This window comes from Streptomyces chattanoogensis (assembly GCF_001294335.1).
Lineage (GTDB): Bacteria > Actinomycetota > Actinomycetes > Streptomycetales > Streptomycetaceae > Streptomyces > Streptomyces chattanoogensis.
In genome coordinates this window covers 87394-106009 of record NZ_LGKG01000139.1, presented here as the reverse complement: position 1 = coordinate 106009, position 18616 = coordinate 87394, and the positions used below count along the sequence as shown (strand labels likewise).

19 protein-coding genes are annotated in these 18616 nt (G+C 71.4%); 10 read left to right on the top strand and 9 right to left on the bottom strand.

All coding sequences use genetic code 11. The annotated features are described in order from the left end of the window. Positions 1–192: 192 nt before the first annotated feature. From npdG to ADL29_RS19315, 5 genes are all read right to left on the bottom strand, one after another. Positions 193–924 (bottom strand): NADPH-dependent F420 reductase, encoded by a 732-nt coding sequence (npdG, locus tag ADL29_RS19335; RefSeq protein ID WP_053924898.1) that lies wholly within the window; start codon positions 922–924, stop codon positions 193–195. Between the two features lie 78 nt (positions 925–1002). Further along, positions 1003–1851 carry a carbohydrate ABC transporter permease gene (locus ADL29_RS19330; protein ID WP_053924897.1) on the bottom strand — a complete coding sequence of 283 codons (849 nt, stop codon included), beginning with the start codon at positions 1849–1851 and terminating at the stop codon, positions 1003–1005. Continuing rightward, positions 1848–2828 (bottom strand): carbohydrate ABC transporter permease, encoded by a 981-nt coding sequence (locus ADL29_RS19325; protein WP_053924896.1) that lies wholly within the window; start codon positions 2826–2828, stop codon positions 1848–1850. The genes ADL29_RS19330 and ADL29_RS19325 overlap by 4 nt, the downstream gene beginning before the upstream one ends. Before the next feature lie 100 nt (positions 2829–2928). Further along, complete coding sequence (locus tag ADL29_RS19320; RefSeq protein WP_053924895.1) at positions 2929–4263, bottom strand: ABC transporter substrate-binding protein; 1335 nt, start codon at positions 4261–4263, stop codon at positions 2929–2931. Further along, the gene (locus tag ADL29_RS19315) at positions 4260–5381 is read right to left on the bottom strand and encodes a sialidase family protein (RefSeq protein ID WP_245689522.1); all 1122 of its coding nucleotides are present in this window, start codon (positions 5379–5381) and stop codon (positions 4260–4262) included. The genes ADL29_RS19320 and ADL29_RS19315 overlap by 4 nt, the downstream gene beginning before the upstream one ends. A 544-nt stretch (positions 5382–5925) precedes the next feature. Here ADL29_RS19315 and ADL29_RS19310 point away from each other — a divergent pair. From ADL29_RS19310 to ADL29_RS19300, 3 genes are all read left to right on the top strand, one after another. Further along, the gene (locus ADL29_RS19310) at positions 5926–6909 is read left to right on the top strand and encodes a dihydrodipicolinate synthase family protein (RefSeq protein WP_053924894.1); all 984 of its coding nucleotides are present in this window, start codon (positions 5926–5928) and stop codon (positions 6907–6909) included. Positions 6910–6951: 42 nt separating this feature from the next. After that, the gene (locus tag ADL29_RS19305; protein WP_053924893.1) at positions 6952–7578 is read left to right on the top strand and encodes a hypothetical protein; all 627 of its coding nucleotides are present in this window, start codon (positions 6952–6954) and stop codon (positions 7576–7578) included. Between the two features lie 183 nt (positions 7579–7761). Beyond that, positions 7762–9093, top strand: coding sequence for an MFS transporter (locus ADL29_RS19300; RefSeq protein WP_078971128.1), 1332 nt, complete (start codon positions 7762–7764; stop codon positions 9091–9093). On the opposite strand, the gene ADL29_RS19295 is transcribed toward ADL29_RS19300, so the two are convergent. Continuing rightward, positions 9090–9332 carry a hypothetical protein gene (locus ADL29_RS19295; RefSeq protein WP_053924892.1) on the bottom strand — a complete coding sequence of 81 codons (243 nt, stop codon included), beginning with the start codon at positions 9330–9332 and terminating at the stop codon, positions 9090–9092. The genes ADL29_RS19300 and ADL29_RS19295 overlap by 4 nt on opposite strands. 67 nt (positions 9333–9399) lie before the next feature. Here ADL29_RS19295 and map point away from each other — a divergent pair, with 67 nt between their 5' ends. Both map and ADL29_RS19285 read left to right on the top strand, forming a co-directional pair. Beyond that, positions 9400–10257 (top strand): type I methionyl aminopeptidase, encoded by an 858-nt coding sequence (map, locus tag ADL29_RS19290; RefSeq protein ID WP_046928344.1) that lies wholly within the window; start codon positions 9400–9402, stop codon positions 10255–10257. Between the two features lie 181 nt (positions 10258–10438). Beyond that, entirely contained in the window at positions 10439–11113 is a 675-nt protein-coding gene (locus ADL29_RS19285; RefSeq protein WP_053924891.1) for a biliverdin-producing heme oxygenase, read from the top strand. 31 nt (positions 11114–11144) lie between these two features. Here ADL29_RS19285 and ADL29_RS19280 read toward each other — a convergent pair whose 3' ends face one another. Further along, entirely contained in the window at positions 11145–11876 is a 732-nt protein-coding gene (locus ADL29_RS19280; protein WP_053924890.1) for a PhzF family phenazine biosynthesis protein, read from the bottom strand. 333 nt (positions 11877–12209) lie between these two features. Here ADL29_RS19280 and efeO point away from each other — a divergent pair, with 333 nt between their 5' ends. From efeO to ADL29_RS19260, 4 genes are all read left to right on the top strand, one after another. Then, positions 12210–13364: an iron uptake system protein EfeO gene (gene efeO, locus ADL29_RS19275; protein ID WP_053924889.1), complete on the top strand. Its 1155-nt coding sequence runs from the start codon at positions 12210–12212 to the stop codon at positions 13362–13364. A gap of 32 nt (positions 13365–13396) precedes the next feature. Continuing rightward, positions 13397–14686 carry an iron uptake transporter deferrochelatase/peroxidase subunit gene (gene efeB, locus ADL29_RS19270; RefSeq protein WP_046928341.1) on the top strand — a complete coding sequence of 430 codons (1290 nt, stop codon included), beginning with the start codon at positions 13397–13399 and terminating at the stop codon, positions 14684–14686. 63 nt (positions 14687–14749) lie between these two features. After that, positions 14750–15742: an iron uptake transporter permease EfeU gene (efeU, locus tag ADL29_RS19265; RefSeq protein WP_046928340.1), complete on the top strand. Its 993-nt coding sequence runs from the start codon at positions 14750–14752 to the stop codon at positions 15740–15742. Then, positions 15693–16604 carry an SCO2278 family lipoprotein gene (locus ADL29_RS19260; protein WP_053924888.1) on the top strand — a complete coding sequence of 304 codons (912 nt, stop codon included), beginning with the start codon at positions 15693–15695 and terminating at the stop codon, positions 16602–16604. The genes efeU and ADL29_RS19260 overlap by 50 nt, the downstream gene beginning before the upstream one ends. Positions 16605–16704: 100 nt before the next feature. Here the strand turns inward: ADL29_RS19260 and ADL29_RS19255 are convergent, their stop codons facing one another. Both ADL29_RS19255 and ADL29_RS19250 read right to left on the bottom strand, forming a co-directional pair. Continuing rightward, the gene (locus ADL29_RS19255; RefSeq protein ID WP_046928338.1) at positions 16705–17448 is read right to left on the bottom strand and encodes a bifunctional DNA primase/polymerase; all 744 of its coding nucleotides are present in this window, start codon (positions 17446–17448) and stop codon (positions 16705–16707) included. A gap of 152 nt (positions 17449–17600) precedes the next feature. Next, positions 17601–18200 carry a TetR/AcrR family transcriptional regulator gene (locus tag ADL29_RS19250; protein WP_053924887.1) on the bottom strand — a complete coding sequence of 200 codons (600 nt, stop codon included), beginning with the start codon at positions 18198–18200 and terminating at the stop codon, positions 17601–17603. Positions 18201–18333: 133 nt separating this feature from the next. Between ADL29_RS19250 and ADL29_RS44155 the strand changes: the two genes are divergently transcribed. Beyond that, positions 18334–18510: a DUF6243 family protein gene (locus ADL29_RS44155; protein ID WP_169795245.1), complete on the top strand. Its 177-nt coding sequence runs from the start codon at positions 18334–18336 to the stop codon at positions 18508–18510. Positions 18511–18616: the final 106 nt, after the last annotated feature.

Below are 18616 nucleotides of genomic sequence, written 5' to 3'. Positions count from 1 at the left end.
GGTGGACGTAAGCCCGTACGCACGCGCAGTGGGAGTGGGACGCTCGCCCCCACCGAGCCCCCTCACCCCCACCGTCGGGAGGGGACGGACCGCAGGACGAAGCCCGGAGGGCCGGCACCGCGGCCGACAAACAACCCCCGCCCACCGCCAGGCGCAACGGCGAACAACCCCCCACGGCGGGACAGCCGACAATCAGACGTCGGTGATCCGCAGACCGGCGTGGGCCTTGTACCGCACATTGGCCGAGATCAGGTTGGCGACCAGCGACTCGACCTGGTGGGCGTTGCGCAGCCGGCCGGCGTACACGCCCCGCATGCCGGGGATGCGGGCGGCCAGCGCCTGGACCAGGTCGGTGTCGGCGCGGGACTCGCCGAGCACCATCACATCGGTGTCGATCTGCTCGACGGCCGGGTCCTGGAGCAGCACCGCGGACAGGTGGTGGAAGGCGGCGGTGACCCGCGCGTCGGGCAGCAGGGCGGCGGCCTGCTCGGCCGCACTGCCCTCCTCCGGCTTGAGCGCGTAGGCGCCCTTCTTGTCGAAGCCGAGCGGGTTGACGCAGTCGATGACGAGCTTGCCGGCCAGTTCCCCGCGCAGCGCCTCGAGGGTCCTGCCGTGGCCCTCCCAGGGCACGGCGATGATCACCACATCGCTGCGCCGGGCGCATTCGGCGTTCTCCGCGCCCTCGATGCCGAGGCCCAGCTCGTCGGCGGCGGTCTGTGCGCGCTCCGCCGCCCGGGAGCCGATGATCACCTTCTGGCCGGCCTTGGCGAACCGGTAGGCCAGGCCGCGGCCCTGGTCGCCGGTGCCGCCGAGGACGCCGACGACCAGGCCGGATACGTCCGGGAGGTCCCAGGGGTCGCGCTTGAGAGCGGCCTTGGCGCGGGTCGCGGCGTTCGGGGAGCTGGCAGCGTCAGAAGTAGTCATGACAGCGATACTGTCACGCCGGTCCGGCCGCAGGGGGCGGGGTGACGGAGGCCGCGGGGGTGACGGAGGCCACGGCGGTCACGCCTTCACGCTGCCTTCCGTCAGCCCCGTACGCCAGTACCGCTGGAGCACCAGCATCAGCACCATCAGCGGCACCACGGACAGAAACGCACCGCCCACCGTGTACTGGTAGAGCACCGGTTTGCGGTCGGAGAAGCCGATCCAGGAGGTCAGTCCGAGCTGGATGGGGTAGAGGCGGGAGTCCGAGAGCATCACCAGCGGCAGGAAGTAGTTGTTCCAGATGTGGACGAACTGGAACAGGAAGACGGTGACCAGCGCCGGGGTCATCATCCGCAGGCCGAGGCGGCCGAAGATCCGGGCCTCGCCGGCGCCGTCGATCCGCGCCGCCTCCAGCAGCGAGTCGGGCACCGCGGCGGCGGCGTAGATCCGGCAGAGATAGACGCCGAACGGGCTGACCATGCTGGGGATCAGCACCGCCCAGTACGTGTTGGCCAGACCCATCGAGCTGAAGAGGAAGTAGAGCGGCAGGGCGAGCGCGGTGCCCGGGACGAGGACCCCGGCGAGCACCGTGTTGAAGACCGCCTCCCGGCCGCGGAACGGGAACTTGGCCAGCGCATAGCCGGCCGCGGCGGACAGCAGCGTCGCGCAGACCGCGCCGATCCCCGCGTAGAGCAGGGAGTTGGCGAACCAGCGGGCGTAGATGCCGTGGTCGTAGGCGAGGACGTCGGCGAGGTTGCCGAGGGGGCGGGGGTGGCCGGAGAACCAGAAGCCGAAGGTGCCGAAGAGGTCGGCGCTGGACTTGGTGGACGAGACGACCAGCCAGTAGACCGGCACCAGGAAGTAGAGCGCGGCGACGGTCAGCAGGGAGGCGGTGATGATCCGGTAGCGGACCGGGGGCCGGGTCATCCGCGCTCCTTATCGCGCCCGCCGACCAGCCGCAGGAAGCCGAAGGACAGCACGCACGCCACCAGGGCGAGCAGCACCGCCTCGGCCGCCGCCACATGCTGGTTGTTGCCGACGAACGCCTCGCTGTAGGCGTGCAGATTGGGGGTGAATCCGGTGTCGATGGAGGTCGCGAGCGGGCGCAGCACCTTGGGTTCAGCGAACAGCTGCAGGGTGCCGATGATGCTGAAGACGCAGGTCAGTACGAGCGCGGGGCGGATCAGCGGGAGTTTGATGTGGCGGGCGACCTGCCAGGCGTTGGCCCCGTCGATCCGCGCCGCCTCGTACAGCTCGCCGGGCACGGACTTGAGCTGGGCGATCAGTACCAGCATGTTGTAGCCGGTGAACTGCCAGGTGACGATGTTGGCGATGGACCACAGGACGGTGCCGCGGGCGAGGAAGTCCACGTCCCAGCCCGCGGACTGGGCGAGCTTCACCAGCGGGCTGATGCCGGGGACGTAGAGAAAGCCCCACAGGATCGAGGCGATCACCCCGGGGACGCCGTACGGGAGGAAGAAGGCGCTCCGGAAGAACGGGATGCCGCGGGCGCTCGCGCTCTCCAGGAGCAGTGCGAGGGCGGTGGCGAGGACGATCATCAGCGGCACCTGGACGGCGCCGAAGAGCAGCACCCGGCCGAAGCCGGCGAGGAACTGGTCGTCGGAGAGCGCGTGGGCGTAGTTGGCGAGGCCGGCGAACGCCTCGTGTTCCTGGCCGCCGAGGCCGAGCGGGCCGGTGCGCTCCGTCTTGTGCAGGCTCTGGTAGACGGCGTAGACGATCGGCGCGATGAAGCAGAGGGCGAAGAGGGCGAGGAAGGGCAGGACGAAGCCGGCCGCGGCGCGGGCGTTACGGGCCTCGGTGCGCGAGACCCGGGACGTCCGGCGTCGGACGTCCCTCCGCTGTGGAGCGACCGGCTCCGGGCGGCTGAGGGTGTCCCGGCTCATGCCGACACCTCGCTTCGCTCGGCCTCGCATGCGCGAGGCGCGCACCTCCTGATGGTTCTCCCCCAGCCTTCGGCCGGGGGGACCCCCTTGCTTCGCTCGCTCACGCGCCGCTCTCCACCTTCAGGCCCTTGCCCCTGAGGTCGGCGACGGTCTGGCCCTGGGCCTTCTTCAGGACGGAACGGAAGGAGGCGCCGGTGCCGAGCGCGTCGGTGAAGGCGTCGCCGAGGCGCTGGTAGAGGGTGTCGACGCCGGGGCCCCACTGCCAGCTGGTGTCGACGTGTGCCCCCGCGTCCGCGAAGATCTTGCTGTATTCCTGGCCGCCGAAGAACGGCTTGTCGACGTCGAGGTCGGCGGTGGCATAGCCCTTCTTGGCGCTGGGGAAGCCATAGCCGCCGTCGATGAGCAGGCCGATCGACTCGGGGTCGGTGTTGAGCCAGACCGCGAAGTCCAGGGCGTCCTTGGGGTAGTGCGCCTTGGCGAAGACGGCGGTGGTCGAGCCGCCCCAGTTGGCGAACGTCCTGCCGCCCTTCTCCCACTGCGGCAGCGGCGCGGCCCGCCATTTCCCCTTGGTGCCCGGCGCGTTGCCGACCAGCAGCGCATCGCCCCAGCTGGCGCCCACCCAGGCGGCGATGGCGCCGGTCTGCAGATCCTTGTACCAGGCGTTCTGCCGGTCGGGGATGGTCTTGATGAGCTTCTGTTTGACGAGCGCCTCCCAGTAGTCGGCCACCTTGCGGGTGGGCTCGTCGTCGATGCCGATGATCCAGGTGTCGCCCTTGGTGTCGTACCACTTGGCTCCCGCCTGCCAGGCGAGACCGGCCAGGCGGTTGCCGTTGGTGGCGGAGAACGTCTCGATCCAGGCGCCCTTCTTGCGGATCTTCTTGGCGGCTGCCTCGTACTCGTCCCAAGTCGTGGGAGGTTGGACGTCCCACCTCTCGAAGAGGTCCTGACGGATGAACAGACCCATCGGGCCGGACGCCTGGGGGATGGCGTAGATGCCCTTGCCGAACACCGACTGCTGCCACTGCCAGCCGAAGAACTTGTCCTTGTGGCGGGCGGCGCCGAGCGGGGCGAGGTCGAGCAGTCCGTTGTCGAGGAGGAAGCTGGGGATCACCGGGAACTCGATCTGGCCCAGGTCGGGCGGGTTGCCCGCCTTGATGGCGGCGTGCATCTTCGCGTACTGCTCGCCGTCGACGGCCGACACCTTCTCGACCGTGACCTGGACGTCGGGGTTCTTGCGGTTCCACAGGTCGACGGGCTTGTCGATGCCGGGCACCCAGGACCAGAAGGTCAGCTCGATCTTCTGGCCCTTCTTGCGTTCCCTGGGTGCGGGGTGGTCGTCGCCGCCGCTGTCGCCGCAGCCGGCGAGCGTGAAGCCGGCGGCGACGGCGGCCGCCCCGCCGAGGACCGATCTGCGATGCAGGTCATGGCTGGTCATGCGGGCTCCTCCACGGGGATGCGGCGGAAGGTGATCGTCGAGTAGGCGCTGAAGTCGCCGGTCTCGTAGAGCAGTCCGACGCTCGCCGGGTCCAGCCGTACGAGGTCGGAGTAGGCGGCCGGCAGCCCGGAGACGGTACGGGTGCACCGCCAGGTCAGGCCGCGGTCGCGGCTGGTGCGCAGGGTCAGCAGGGCGCGCGCGGAAGGGTGCGCGGGCCCGGCGAAGAGCAGCTCGTCGCGGTCGGCGAGGTGCAGCAGACTGCCCTGGCAGACCGGTCCGGCCAGACCCGCCTGCGGGCGGAAAGGGGCGAGGAGACGCTCGCCGCCGTCGCCCGAACGGGCGTCGGCCCGGTGCCAGGGCGCGGCGGTTTCGGTGCGGGTGTTCAGGTAGAGCGTGCCGTCGGGGAGTTCGGCGGCGGTGGTCTCGTTGGGCGCCACCGAAGGGTGGGTGTCGCCGTCGGTGTAGCCGATGCGCCAGGTGGCGCCGTCGTCGTCGCTGAGCAGGGCGTGGCCGCCGTTGTAGCGGGCCTCGGTGCCGGTGTCCCCGGGGGCCATGGGCGGGGTGGAGTGGTTGGCGGGGACGACGAGACGTCCGGCGTACGGGCCGTGGCGCAGCCGCAGCGCATGGCCGGGGCCGGTGGCGTACCACCGCCATTCGGGGCGCTTGGTCTGGTCGGTGATCTCGCGGGGCGGGCTCCAGGTGGCGCCGTCGTCGTCGCTGTGCTGGATCCACACCCGGCGGCCGTCGGCGGGCGGGACCTGGCCGCGGCGGATCCGGTCCTCGGTGGCGTCGGCGGCGTTGTGGACCATGAGGAGCAGCACCCGGCCGCCGGCGAGGACGACCGGGGCGGGATTGCCGGCGGTGCCGGTGCCGTTGCGGGCGAGGACCTGGAGCGGGCCCCAGGTGCGGCCGCCGTCCGTGGAGCGCTTGAGGACGACATCGATGTCGCCGGTGTCGGAGGCGGAGGTGACCCGGCCCTCGGCGAAGGCCAGTACGGCCCCGGAGCGCGCCCGCACCACCGCCGGAATCCGGAAGCTCGTGTACCCCTCGGTTCCGGCCCGGTACGGCACTGACAGTTCAGCGCCGTCGGCATCGGCGCGCACGTCGCTCTCGTCCACCACGGGTCACCCCCAACGGCCGGACGTAGGATGTCCCCTGTCCTGCGGCGACCATAAAGAGGGCCCAACTGACCGTCAAGGCACCCGACATCGGCCGATTTCGTGTCGGCAAAGGGGCGCCTGACACCGGGTGAAATCGCGGTGAACGGCCCGGCGGCGGGGCCCGGCCAGTTGGCCGGCCGTTGCGGAGGCCGCCGAAGCGCCGGTGCATGGCCGTCACCGCCCGCTCGCCGTCGCCCGCCTTCAGCGCCTCGTAGACCGCGAGGTGCTGACGGCAGGTCACCTTCGGGTGTCATGGTCACCCTCCCTGTCCCGCATCCGGACGTGCCCCCGCCCCGTTCGGCCCCTGGACCGCGCGCCCCTTGGCCGGCCGCCGGAGCACGCGTCTAGTGTGGCCAGACGCACGACATCCCACGTCCCACGTAACGTACGGCCGTTACCCCGTAACGGCGTCCGTCGGCGGACCTTGTTGACGGCCCCCGTTGACGCGGGAACGGGCACGGTGACCGATGTGGGAACCGATCCCGGAGCCACTGGAGCCCCCATGGCACTCCCCGCACCGCTGCGCGGCGTCATCCCGCCCGTCTGCACCCCGCTCGACCCGCACGGCGAGGTCGACACCGCCTCCCTCGCCCGCCTGGTGACCCACCTCCTCGACGGCGGTGTCCACGGGCTGTTCGCGCTCGGCTCCACCAGTGAGGTCGCCTACCTCACCGACGCCCAGCGCGCCACCGCCCTGGAAACCGTCGTCAAGACCGCGGACGGCCGGGTCCCGGTGCTCGCCGGGGTCATCGACACCACCACCCCACGCGTCCTCGACCACGCCGCGGCCGCCGCCGCGCTGGGCGCCGACGCCCTCGTCGCCACCGCGCCCTTCTACACCCGCACCCACCCGCGCGAGATCGCCGCCCACTTCCGCCGTCTGCGCGCCGAGGCCGGCCTGCCGGTCTTCGCGTACGACATCCCCATGGCGGTACACGGCAAGCTGCCGCTGTCCCTCGTGCACGAGCTGGCCGAGGACGGCACGCTCGCCGGGCTCAAGGACAGCAGCGGTGACGAGGGCGCGCTGCGCCGGCTGCTGGTCGGCCTCGGCGGCCGCACCGCCCGCGGCAGGGGCCCCGCGCCCGCCTTCTCGGTCCTCACCGGCTCCGAACTCACCGTGGACGCCGCCCTGCTGGCGGGCGCCGACGGCGTCGTGCCGGGCCTCGGGAATGTCGATCCGGCGGGCTATGTACGGCTCTACGAGGCCGCGCGGGCCGGCGACTGGGCGGGGGCGGCGGCCGAACAGGAGCGGCTGGTCGGGCTGTTCTCCATGACCGGCATCGGCCCGGAGGACGAAATGGGCCGCAGCTCCGCGGCGCTGGGCTCCTTCAAGGCGGCACTGTGGCTCCTCGGCGTGATCGGCCACCAGGCGACCGCGTTTCCGCAGATCCCGCTGGGCGAGGAGGCGGTGTCGGACGTGGGACGTCGGCTCACCGCCGCCGGGCTGCCGCCGGTGCGCCGGGCCCGTACGGGTGACGCCCGTTGAAACGGCAACGAAGCGCTGGTGGGCCGCGGCAGGATGCGGGCCATGGATGCCGTACGGGTCGCGCTGCTGCGTGAGGTCCTCGCCGGAACCGAGTGGATCCAGTCCACCCGCCGCTTCGCCGGATCGCTGCGGGCCTCGGTCGCCGCGCACGACGGCGGGCTGCTGCTGGTCGGCAGCGCCGCGTACGAGCCCTGGCATCTGGCCGCCCATCTGGACGACGAGGCCGCCTGGTCGGGGCTGCCGGAGCTGTCACCCACCCTCGTACGGCACCGCGTCCCCGGTGGCGCGCCGGCCCATCTGTCCGTGGGGCTGGGGCGGCTGGAGGCCGCCGGGCGCGGCGCGACGCTGCTGGTCGTCACGCCGGAGCAGCCCGGCGCCGGGCTGCTGGAGCGGGTGCACGACGCACGCCGCAACGGCGCGACGGTGCTGGCGCTGGACGGCGGTGACCGCGATCTGCACGCCCTGGCGCATGACGCACTGGCCGCCCCGGCGGGCGACGACGACCGGACCGAGGACCTCGGTCTCGACACCGTGCAGCACCTGGTCAGCGCCGCCGCCGGTGAGAACGGCCTGCCCGCCACGCTCGCCGGCTCCCCCCGGCGCCGCTTCCGCGACCGGCTGGCCCGGCTCGCCGACGGGCTGACCGCGCCGCCTCCGCCGCGGTGGTGAACGCCGCCTGAGCCGCGGCGGGGACGGACCGCCGCGGGCCCCTGACCAAGCTGCCTGTGCAACCGGTCCCTTGCGGATAAATCCTTTGCGGCGTCCTGCAAGGCCGCGCACGATGGTGGCCCGTGACCCCCGACCGCCCCCCCGTCCCGAGCCCGTCGCCGCGCGGCCGCCCTCCTCCCGGACCTGGCCCCCTGGCGCACATCCCGCGACTTCCGCCTCCTGTGGTGCGGCGGCGCGATCACCATCTTCGGCAGCTCGCTGACCCTCGTCGCCCTGCCGCTCCAGCTCAAGGAGCTGACCGGCTCCACGCTCGCGGTCGGCGCGCTGGGCGCCGTCGAACTCGTCCCGCTGATCGTCTTCGGCCTGTACGGCGGCGCGCTCGCCGATGCCCTGGACCGCCGTCGGCTGATCGTCCGTACCGAGGCCGCGCTCGGTCTGACGTCCGTCCTCCTGCTGCTCAACAGCCTGCTGCCGCACCCCCTGGTGTGGCCGCTGTACGTCATCGCGGCAGCCGCCGGCGCGTTGACCGCTCTGCAGCGCCCCGCGCTGGACGCGATCGTGCCGCGGATCGTCCCGCACGACCAGCTCGCCGCGGCCGCCGCCCTCAACTCGCTGCGCTGGCAGATCGGCAGCATCGCGGGCCCCGCGGTGGCCGGCTGGCTGCTGGCGTACGCCGGGCTCCGCTGGTCGTACGCCGCCGATGCGGCCACCTTCGCGGTCTCCGTACTGCTCGCCCGGAAGCTGGCCCCGTCGCCCGCCTCCCACGACGCCGCCGGGCCGTCGCTGCGCGGCATCGCGGAGGGCGCGCGCTACGCCTGGAGCCGTAAGGAACTGCTGGGCACCTATGCCATCGACCTGGCCGCGATGCTCTTCGCCTTCCCGCTGGCGATCTTCCCTTTCCTCGCCGACGAGCTGGACGCCCCCTGGGCGCTGGGACTGATGTACGCCGCGCTGCCCGCCGGATCCGCGGTCGTGAGCCTGACCAGCGGCTGGACCTCACGGATCCACCGCCAGGGGCGGGCGGTCGCGCTGGCGGCGGCCGGATGGGGCCTGGCGGTCGCCGCGGCCGGGCAGCTGCACGACGTCTGGCTGGTGCTGCTGTTGCTGACCCTGGCCGGTTCCTGCGACATGGTCAGCGGCATCTTCCGCTCGGCGATGTGGAACCAGACCATCCCCGACGAGCTGCGCGGCCGGCTGGCCGGGATCGAGCTGCTGTCGTACTCGGTGGGCCCCCAGCTGGGCCAGCTCCGGGCCGGCGGAATGGCGGCGCTGACGTCCGTACGCACGTCGGTCTGGGCCGGCGGGGTGCTGTGCTTCGGCGCGGTGGGGCTGCTGGCGCTCACCTTGCCGAAGCTGATGGCGTACGACGCGAGGACGGACGAGCATGCGCGGCGCAAGCGGCAGGCCAGCGCCGCCGTGCAGGAGAGCGGAACCGGCGGGGGGAGCGGATCCGATGTGGCGGACGGGTCCGCCGTGGGACGTCGGACGTCCCACGGCGTCCAGGACAGGTCCTAGGCGCGCTCGCCGTCCTCCCCCTCGCCCCGCTTCCCGCCGTCGTGCCACTTGGGGTCGGTCTCCCACTCCAGGTTGCGCTCCTGTGCCGTTTGCATGGCGTGGGCCGCTTCCTCCTGGCTGGCGTACGGGCCGAAGCGGTCGGCGGCCCGGCATTCGGGGCCCTCCTCGACCCGTGCGTGCTTGAGGCAGTAGTACCACTCGCCCGGCTTGCCTTCCGTACGCCTCTTGAACAGCGCCATTGCCGCCTCCTGTGGGTCTCTCCGGTGCCGCCATCCTGCCCGATGGCCCGCGGATACACTCGCTGGCATGTCTGGCCAGTCGCTTCTTGTCCCGGGGAAGATCTCCCCCACCCGCCCTGTCCCCGCCTCGATCCCGCGCCCCGAGTACGTCGGGAAGGACGCGCCCGCGCCGTACACCGGGCCCGAGGTGCAGGACGCCGAAACGATCGAGAAGATGCGGATCGCCGGCCGGATCGCCGCGCAGGCGATGGCGGAGGCCGCCACGCACATCGCGCCGGGTGTCACGACCGATGAACTGGACCGGGTCGCCCATGAGTTCATGTGCGACCACGGCGCCTACCCGTCCACGCTCGGCTACCGCGGCTTCCCCAAGTCCCTGTGCTCCTCGCTCAACGAGGTCATCTGCCACGGCATCCCGGACTCGACCGTCCTCAAGGACGGCGACATCGTGAACCTGGACGTCACCGCGTACATCAACGGTGTGCACGGCGACAACAACGCCACCTATCTGTGCGGCGAGGTGGACGAGGAGTCCCGGCTGCTGGTGGAGCGGACCCAGGAGGCGCTCAACCGCGCGATCAAGGCCGTCCGGCCGGGCCGGCAGATCAACATCATCGGCCGGGTCATCGAGTCGTACGCCAAGCGCTTCGGCTACGGAGTCGTCCGCGACTTCACCGGGCACGGCATCAACTCCGCCTTCCACTCCGGCCTGATCGTCCCGCACTACGACAGCCCGCACCACACCACCGACATCAAGCCCGGCATGACCTTCACCATCGAGCCGATGCTGACGCTGGGGACCCACGAGTACGACATGTGGGAGGACGGCTGGACCGTGGTCACCAAGGACCGCAAGCGGACGGCGCAGTTCGAGCACACCTTGGTGGTGACGGAGACGGGGACCGAGATCCTCACCCTGCCCTGACGCGGCCGGGGCCCAGGCGGGCCGGCGCACGGCTGGATCCGGACCGAAGGTGGGCCGAATTTTACCGACAGGGCGTCGGGAACGGGAGTAGGCTGGTTACCGACAGGTTGTCGGAAACAGGTCGCGGCAGCAGAACGGCCGCCCCCGTTCCCGCCCGCCCCCTTCGGCCCCGGAGGCCCCTTTGGCAGCGCCCAGCCCGACCCCGTCGCCCTCGCCCTTCTCGACGGTCATCCGCACCGCCTCACACGAGCAGCACGTCGAGGCCGAGAACTCCTCGTTCATGAGCGACCTCCTCGGCGGCAGGCTCGGGGTCGCGGCCTACCGGCGCTATACCGAGCAGCTGTGGTTCGTCTACCGCGCGCTGGAGGAGACCTCCCGGACGCTGGCCGGGGACCCGGTGGCGGGCCCCTTCATCCGCCCCGAGCTCGCCCGCACCGCCGCGCTGGAGCGCGACCTCGCCCACCTGGGCGGCCCCTCCTGGCACAGCGGCCTGGAGCCGCTGCCCGCCACCGCCGCCTACGCCGACCGCGTCCGCACCTGCGCCCGCGCATGGCCGGCCGGCTATGTGGCCCACCACTACACCCGCTATCTCGGCGACCTCTCCGGCGGCCAGATCATCCGCGGTACGGCCGAGAAGACCTGGGGCTTCGCGCGCAAGGGCGACGGCGTGCGGTTCTACGTCTTCGAGGACATAGACAACCCCGCCGCCTTCAAGCGCGAATACCGCGCGCTGCTGGACGCCCTGCCAGTGGACGACCTGGAGAAGCAGCGGGTGGTCGACGAGTGCAAGCGGGCGTTCGCGCTGAACAGCGCCGTCTTCCGGGAGCTGGGCGAGGAGTTCCCGCTGAGCGCCTGACCGGGTGCGGGGCGGGCGCGCCGGCGTCCGGTCACCCGGCCTCAGTGGCCTCTGCAGCCTCGACGAGCGCGACGCGGCCGCCGAGGTCGATGGCGCCGTCCGGCCGCGGCCGGGTCAGGATCTGCGAGCCCGCGCCCTGGCGGATGTCGAGGGCGCGGCCCAGCTGATGGGTGAGGGTGAGTGCGGCGGCGCCGGTGGCCTCGTCCTCCGTGATCCCGTCGCCGCGGCGCGGGAAGCCACGGGCCCGTACCGCGCCGGCCGCCCGGTCCCGCCAGGCCCAGGCGTAGAGCCAGCCCGCGCCCGGCGGCGGCGCGGGCAGCGCATCGACCTCGCCGGGGGACCCGTATTCCTCGGTCCGGCGCCCGGTCACCCACTCCGGCCGGCCGCGCACCCAGGTGAACTCCCCGTCGTGGGTGACCGCCACCTCACCCGCAGGCGGCCGCAGCACCGCCGCCGGGCGCCCGAAGCGGCGCAGCAGCCACGCCGTGCCGACGAGCGGATGGCCGGCGAACGGGAGCCGGGCGCTCGGGGTGTAGATGTCGACCACGCCCCGGTCCTCGTCGTCGATGAACACCGTCTCGCTGAAGCCGAGCCGGGCGGCCAGGGCCTGCCGGTCCGCCCCGGCCGGACACGCGGCGCCGTTGCGTACGACGCCCAGGGGGTTGCCGCCCCCACCGTCGCCGCCGCAGAACACACGGATCACCTGCAGTTCGATCTTCCCGGTATCGGCCGTTGCCGCATCGGTCGTCGCCGCATCGCTCATCCTCGTATTCAACGCCAACCGGGGCTTCCGCAGCAGTCGTTTCCCGCGTTTGTGATCATGTAGGGCCCGGCGGACCGGCGCGCCCGCCGCCCCTGTGGCCGAATAGCACCGGTCATGACCCGACGCAGACGACACCCCTTACCTTGACTCATCCATGACGATTCCGTGACCGGGGACGCCCCAATCCGTAATCAGGCCGTTGTCCGTGAGAGCGGGATCACTCGCCAGGGTGGGAAGAACCAGGTAAGCCTCAGATAACTTAGGGCTGCCTTAGTGACGCCCCCCACCGTCCGTCCCCGTCTGTGCACCGCCCGAGCCCGCCTGGAGTCCCGTATGCGAGCCCACCGCTCCTCCGTCGTCGCCGCCATTGCCGTGGCCACGACCCTGACCGCCGTCGCCGGCTGCGCCGAGAAGAGCGACGGCAAGAGCACGGGCGGCAAGGGCACGATCGAGGTGACCGCCACCGACAGCGAGTGCACGCTTTCGGCCAAGGAGTTCCCGGCCGGGCATGTGCAGTTCGCCGTGGAGAACAAGGGCTCCACGGTCACCGAGGTGTATGTCTACGCGCCCGGCGACCGGATCGTGACCGAGCGGGAGAACATCGGGCCGGGCACCAAGGTCGAGATCACCGCCGAGATCAAGCCCGGTGCGTACGAGGTGGCGTGCAAGCCCGGTATGAAGGGCCACGGCATCCGCCAGCAGGTGAAGGCGACCGGCAAGGGGGCGGCCGTCAAGCGGAGCCCGAAGCTGGACGCCGCGGTCGCCGCGTACCGCAAGTACGCCCAGGAGCAGGCCGATCAGACCATCCCGAAGGTGAAGAAGTTCGTCGACGCGGTGAAGGACGGGGACGTCGAGGCCGCGAAGAAGACCTATGCGCTGTCGCGGGTGGGCTGGGAGCGGACCGAGCCGGTGGCCGAGTCGTTCGGCAACATCGACCCCAAGGTCGACACCCGTGAGGACGGCCTGGCGGGCGGCCAGAAGTGGACCGGCTGGCACAAGCTGGAGAAGTCCCTGTGGGAGAAGAAGAAGATCTCCGGGGACGACAAGAAGCTCGCCGACCAGCTGATGACCGACCTCAAGGACTGGCAGGGACGGGTCGGCAAGGCCGTCATCAACCCGACCACCATGGCCAACGGCGCCAAGGAGCTGCTCGACGAGGTGGCCACCGGCAAGGTCACCGGCGAGGAAGAGCGTTACAGCCACACCGACCTGATCGACTTCCACGCGAATGTCGAGGGTGCCCAGAAGGCGTACGAACTGCTGAAGCCGGTCGCCAAGAAGAACGATCCGGCGCTGGTCAAGGAGCTGGACAAGCAGTTCGAGGCGATCCTCGGGCAGCTCGACAAGCACCGCGACAGCAAGTCCGCCGACGGTTTCGCCTCGTACGACACGGTCGGCAAGGGCGAGCGCAAGACGCTGTCCGACAACGTCAATGCGCTGGCCGAGCCGCTGTCGAAGCTGGCCGCCGCAGTGGCCGTCACCAAGTAAGTCCGGTACAGGCAGGGGAGGAAGGACGTCGGATGTCCCACGACGAGACGAACGACGGATCGGCCGGGCGCACGCCCTCGCGGCGGTCGCTGCTGGGCTGGGGCGGTGCAGGGCTGGCGCTGGGCGCGGTCGCGGCCGGCGGTACGGCGGCGGCGCTGCGCACGGGCAGCGACGCCCAGCCGGCCGCGGCGGATGCGACGGCGGGTGCCGCGGTCGCCTTCCACGGCAGGCACCAGGCCGGGATCGCCACCGCGGTCCAGGACCGGCTGCACTTCGCCGCCTTCGATGTCACGACGGATGACCGCGATGAGCTCATCGCGCTGCTGAAGGAGTGGACGAAGGCGGCGGCACGGATGACCGCAGGCAATGCGGTCGGCGACGGCGCGGTCGGCGGGCTCGCGGAGGCGCCGCCGGACGACACCGGCGAGGCACTGGGCCTGCCCCCGTCGCGGCTCACCCTCACCTTCGGCATCGGGCCGACGCTGTTCGAGAAGGACGGCAAGGACCGGTTCGGCATCAAGAAGCGGCGCCCCCAGGCGCTGATCGATCTGCCGAAGTTCCCCGGCGACAACCTCGACAAGGCGCGCAGCGGCGGCGATCTGTGCGTGCAGGCCTGCGCGGACGACCCGCAGGTGGCGGTGCATGCGATCCGCAACCTGGCGCGGATCGGCTTCGGGAAGATAGCGATCCGGTGGTCGCAGCTCGGCTTCGGCAAGACGTCGTCGACGACGCCGGACGCCCAGACCCCGCGCAACATGATGGGCTTCAAGGACGGCACCCGGAACATCGCGGGCACCGACACCGCGGCGCTGGACAAGCATGTGTGGGTCGGCGAGAAGGACGTCAAGGGTGACGAGAGCTGGATGGCCGGCGGCTCGTACCTCGTCGCGCGCCGGATCCGGATGCACATCGAGACCTGGGACCGCACCTCGCTCCAGGAGCAGGAGGACATCTTCGGCCGGGACAAGGGCGAGGGTGCGCCGGTCGGCAAGAAGCGCGAGCGGGACGAGCCGCATCTGAAGTCGATGCTGCCGACTGCGCACGTACGCCTCGCACACCCGGACGCCAACGGCGGGGCGCGGATCCTGCGCCGCGGCTACTCCTTCACCGACGGTACGGACGGCCTCGGGCGGCTGGACGCGGGGCTGTTCTTCCTCGCCTACCAGCGCGACGTCCGTCATGGTTTCGTCCCGGTGCAGCAGAAGCTGGCGGCCAACGACGCCCTCAACGAATACATCCAGCACGTGGGTTCGGCCGTTTTCGCGGTTCCTCCGGGTGTCCGGAACGCGGACGACTGGTGGGGCCGGGAGCTGTTCGCCTGACACGTCCGACGTCCGGCGTCCCACGTCCGGCGTCATCACCATGAAGAAAGGGAGGGAACCGGCGTGTTCGGCAACTACCTGATCGGTCTGCGCGAGGGCCTGGAAGCCAGCCTCGTCGTCTGCATCCTCATCGCCTATCTGGTCAAGACGGGCCGGCGGGAGGCGCTGCGGCCGGTCTGGATCGGCATCTCGCTCGCCGTGGTGCTGTCGTTCGCGTTCGGCGCGGCGCTCCAGTTCGGTTCGCAGACGCTGACGTTCCAGGCACAGGAGGCGCTGGGCGGCTCGCTGTCGGTCATCGCGGTGTGCCTGGTGACGTGGATGGTCTTCTGGATGCGGCGTACCGCGCGGCATCTGAAGAAGGAACTGCACGGCAAGCTGGACGCGGCGCTCCAGATGGGCACCGTGGCACTGGTGGTCACTGCCTTCCTGTCGGTGGGCCGGGAGGGCCTGGAGACCGCGCTGTTCGTCTGGACGGCCGCCCAGTCCGCCAACGACGGCGTACGGCCGCTGATCGGGGCGCTGCTGGGCCTGCTGACGGCCGTGGTGCTGGGCTGGCTGTTCTACCGCGGCGCGGTGCGGATCAACCTGGCAAAGTTCTTCACCTGGACCGGCGGGATGCTGGTGGTCGTCGCGGCGGGCGTGCTGGCGTACGGCTTCCACGATCTGCAGGAGGCGGACATCCTGCCGGGCCTGAGCGCCCAGGCGTTCGACATCAGCGCGCAGATCCCGGCCGACAGCTGGTACGGCACGCTGCTGAAGGGCATCTTCAACTTCCAGCCGGACCCGACCGTCCTTCAGGTCACGGTGTGGGCTCTGTATCTGGTCCCCACGCTCGGGTTCTTCCTCTCCCCCGGTAGGGTGGCGCCGAATCGTGCCACCCCGGCGGCCGCCCAGTCCGCCCCGGTCGCCCCGAAGGAGCCCGAGCCCCATGACACGCAGGTCGCCGTTCCGGGTGCCCGCAACACTGACGTCGGCAGCGGCGGCGATGCTGATACTGAGCGGGTGCATGACGGTGCACGGCGAGCGGGAGAAGCTGCCCGCGGTGACGAAGGCTGACGCCGGCAAGGCGCTGCAGCATTTCCTCGGCGGCTTCAACGAGCTCCGCCGCACGCTCGACCCCAAGCTGAACCCGTCGTACGAGGCCGGGCCGATGCTCGTCCTCGACCAGGCGAAGGTCAAGGCGGCGCACGGCGAGCAGCCGCAGGGCTCCCCGAACTACAAGCCGGTGACGTTCAAGGACGCGAACTTCACCATTCCGAAGCAGACGGGCTGGCCGCGGTCGTTCCTCGCGGACGTGGTCACCAACATCAGGTCCAAGAACGGCGACTTCATCCGCTGGTACCTGGTGTTCGGCCGGGACGGCATCGACGCGCCGTGGCGGGTGACGTACCAGGCGACGTTCGCGAACAACCAGGCGCCCGAGCTCGAGATCAAGGACGGCTTCGCGGAGTCGGTCCCGGTGGGCGGCGGGTCCGGTCTGACGGTGGACCCGGGCAAGCTGAGCAAGACCTACGCGGACTATCTCGGCAGCGGCAAGGGCGATGTCTTCGCTCCCGGCCCGGACACCGACCGTTGGCGGGCGCAGCGGCTCAGGGACGCCAACGGAGCGGGCACCCGGATCCAGTACGAGGACTCCGCGGCCGCGTTCCCGCCGGTGGCGCTGCGGACGAAGGACGGCGGGGCGCTGGTGTTCTTCGCGACGTACTACCACCAGCAGAAGACGGTGGCACCGGGGATGATCATCACTGTGCCGAAGGAGCTGCGGGGGATAGTGCAGGGCCCGATGAAGAAGCAGACCACCCAGATGGAGATCTCCAACATCTCGTCGCAGGCGGTCAAGGTGCCGGCGAAGAGCGCCGGCGGCAAGATCGATTTCCTCTACCGGGTGTTTGCGCAGACGTCGCTGAGGGCGAAGTAGCCCGCCGTCATCCGCCGTGGTGCCGGGCGGGAGCCGCCCGGCACGGGGCCGTCGGTGGTCCGGCGGCCCCTTTGCCGTACGCCGGGGGTTCGCGGCAGGCTCAGCGGCCGATCGGCCAGGCCGCCGACTCGTGGTCGGGTGCGCCCTCGAGGAACTGTGCGCAGGCGTCGGTGAGCGACTCCAGCAGGGTCAGCGGGTCGGGCAGCGGCAGCTCGGGACCGCGCAGCCAGGTCACCGCGGGCTGTTCGCCGGGGAGCGTCGAGGGGGGCAGGAGGACGTAGCTGCCGCGGCAGTGCCAGCGCAGGCCGGGGTGTTCGTCCAGGGTTTCGGGGTGGCAGTCCAGCTCGCAGGGCCACCACTCGTCCTCGTCGTCCGGGGTGCCGCGGGTGGCGGTGAAGAACAGCATCCGGCCGTCGCCGAAGCCGGCGCCGCTGAGGCTGACCGGGCCGACGTCGATGCCCGCCGCCTCCAGCCGGCCCAGGGCGCTGCGGCCCGCCTCGACCGGGACGTCGAGCACGTCGTGGGCGATGCCGGTGGCGGTGATGAAGTTGGCCTGCGGGAGGGTACGGACCCAGGCGGCGACCTTGTCGCGGTCGGTGGTGGCGACGGTCTGCCAGCCGAAGGAGACGGGATGCCGGCCGGGGGTGGGACAGCCGATGCGTTCACAGGAACAGCCGTAGCCGGAGGGGTGCGCCGCCGGGGCGACGGGGAAGCCCGCGTCGGCCGCCGCCAGCAGCAGGTCCTCACGGCCGCGCGCAGCCGTCGATCCCGTGTCCGTATCGCCGCCGTCCGATCCGCTCTTCGGGCGGCGCAGCCACTGGGAGAACCTGCTCTTGCGGTCCATCTATCCCCTCACTTCGAGCGGTGGTCTGGGATCAATGCTGCCACCATCCTGCGCCCCGGGTGACCGGTGCCCGGATCCGGGGTGAACGAATGACGGGTGAACGGGGGGTGAATCCCGGCAATTGCCACTATCGAGGCGATTCGCCGGGCCGGTCAGTCGCGTGGCCGCAGACCGCGCAACACCAGGTCGACCAGGGTGTCGACGTAGTCGTAGGTCAGTTCGCCGGTGCGCATCAGCCAGCGCTGTGAGAAGGGACTCAGCAGCATCTCGACGGCGACCCGCACATCGATACCGGCGGCCACCTCGCCCGCCTCCTGCGCCGCCCGAAGCCGCTCGACATAGACCAGGGTGCCGGGTTCCATCAGCCGCGCGACGAAGGTGCGGGAGAGCTCCTCGTCGTTGGCGCCGGCGGCTGCGAGGGCGCGGTAGGGGGCCTGGAACACCGGATCGTTGAACTCGTCGGCGGTCGCGCGCAGCACGGACTTCAGGTCCGCGGCCAGGTCGCCGGTGTCCGGCAGGCCCTGCGTGGAGTACTCGTCGACGCCGGCGGTGAAGGCGTCCAGCAGCACGGCGGCCTTGGAGGGCCACCAGCGGTAGATCGTCTGCTTGCCGACGCCCGCGCGGGAGGCGATGCCTTCGATCGTGAGCTTGTCGTAGCCGACCTCGCCGACGAGCGAAAGGGCGGCGTCGAAGATCGCGCGGCGGGAACGTTCGCTGCGGCGGGAGGCGTCGGGAGCTGCTTTGTTGGCCATGGATCAAGCCTATCCGGCGGGTAAGGCGAGACGTATCGTCTTAATGCCCCTTGACGAGACGGAGCGTCTTGCCTCATGCTCGATGTCGAGCGAGACGAACCGTCTCGCCTAACGGCCGGCGAAAGGACAGACCATGAGCAAGGGAAACGCAGGCGGCATGCTGGGGGTCGGCGGTACCCGCAACAAGCTCTCCCGCGGCGCACTGCGCGGCGGCGGGCAGCGCGGACACGCCACCGGAGGGCGCCCCGATCCGCAGGCGCAGCGGCGCGAGCTGCTGCGGAAACTACGGGAGGAGCGAGGGGCCCGGTAAGCGGGCCGGACGGGCCGGTCAGGCACAGCCGTCACCGGCACCCCGCGGCGGGGTGGCCCGAGGCAGGAGCCGTTGCCGGTTGCGGCACGTGGTGTGCCGGATGGGG

What these genes read in the sequence shown, in the direction of transcription:
- npdG (WP_053924898.1), bottom strand. Translation starts at nt 924, where the DNA reads ATGACTACTTCTGACGCTGCCAGCTCCCCGAACGCCGCGACCCGCGCC.
- ADL29_RS19330 (WP_053924897.1), bottom strand. Translation starts at nt 1,851, where the DNA reads ATGACCCGGCCCCCGGTCCGCTACCGGATCATCACCGCCTCCCTGCTG.
- ADL29_RS19325 (WP_053924896.1), bottom strand. Translation starts at nt 2,828, where the DNA reads ATGAGCCGGGACACCCTCAGCCGCCCGGAGCCGGTCGCTCCACAGCGG.
- ADL29_RS19320 (WP_053924895.1), bottom strand. Translation starts at nt 4,263, where the DNA reads ATGACCAGCCATGACCTGCATCGCAGATCGGTCCTCGGCGGGGCGGCC.
- ADL29_RS19310 (WP_053924894.1), top strand. Translation starts at nt 5,926, where the DNA reads ATGGCACTCCCCGCACCGCTGCGCGGCGTCATCCCGCCCGTCTGCACC.
- ADL29_RS19305 (WP_053924893.1), top strand. Translation starts at nt 6,952, where the DNA reads ATGGATGCCGTACGGGTCGCGCTGCTGCGTGAGGTCCTCGCCGGAACC.
- ADL29_RS19295 (WP_053924892.1), bottom strand. Translation starts at nt 9,332, where the DNA reads ATGGCGCTGTTCAAGAGGCGTACGGAAGGCAAGCCGGGCGAGTGGTAC.
- map (WP_046928344.1), top strand. Translation starts at nt 9,400, where the DNA reads ATGTCTGGCCAGTCGCTTCTTGTCCCGGGGAAGATCTCCCCCACCCGC.
- ADL29_RS19280 (WP_053924890.1), bottom strand. Translation starts at nt 11,876, where the DNA reads ATGAGCGATGCGGCGACGACCGATGCGGCAACGGCCGATACCGGGAAG.
- efeO (WP_053924889.1), top strand. Translation starts at nt 12,210, where the DNA reads ATGCGAGCCCACCGCTCCTCCGTCGTCGCCGCCATTGCCGTGGCCACG.
- efeB (WP_046928341.1), top strand. Translation starts at nt 13,397, where the DNA reads ATGTCCCACGACGAGACGAACGACGGATCGGCCGGGCGCACGCCCTCG.
- ADL29_RS19260 (WP_053924888.1), top strand. Translation starts at nt 15,693, where the DNA reads ATGACGGTGCACGGCGAGCGGGAGAAGCTGCCCGCGGTGACGAAGGCT.
- ADL29_RS19255 (WP_046928338.1), bottom strand. Translation starts at nt 17,448, where the DNA reads ATGGACCGCAAGAGCAGGTTCTCCCAGTGGCTGCGCCGCCCGAAGAGC.
- ADL29_RS19250 (WP_053924887.1), bottom strand. Translation starts at nt 18,200, where the DNA reads ATGGCCAACAAAGCAGCTCCCGACGCCTCCCGCCGCAGCGAACGTTCC.
- ADL29_RS44155 (WP_169795245.1), top strand. Translation starts at nt 18,334, where the DNA reads ATGAGCAAGGGAAACGCAGGCGGCATGCTGGGGGTCGGCGGTACCCGC.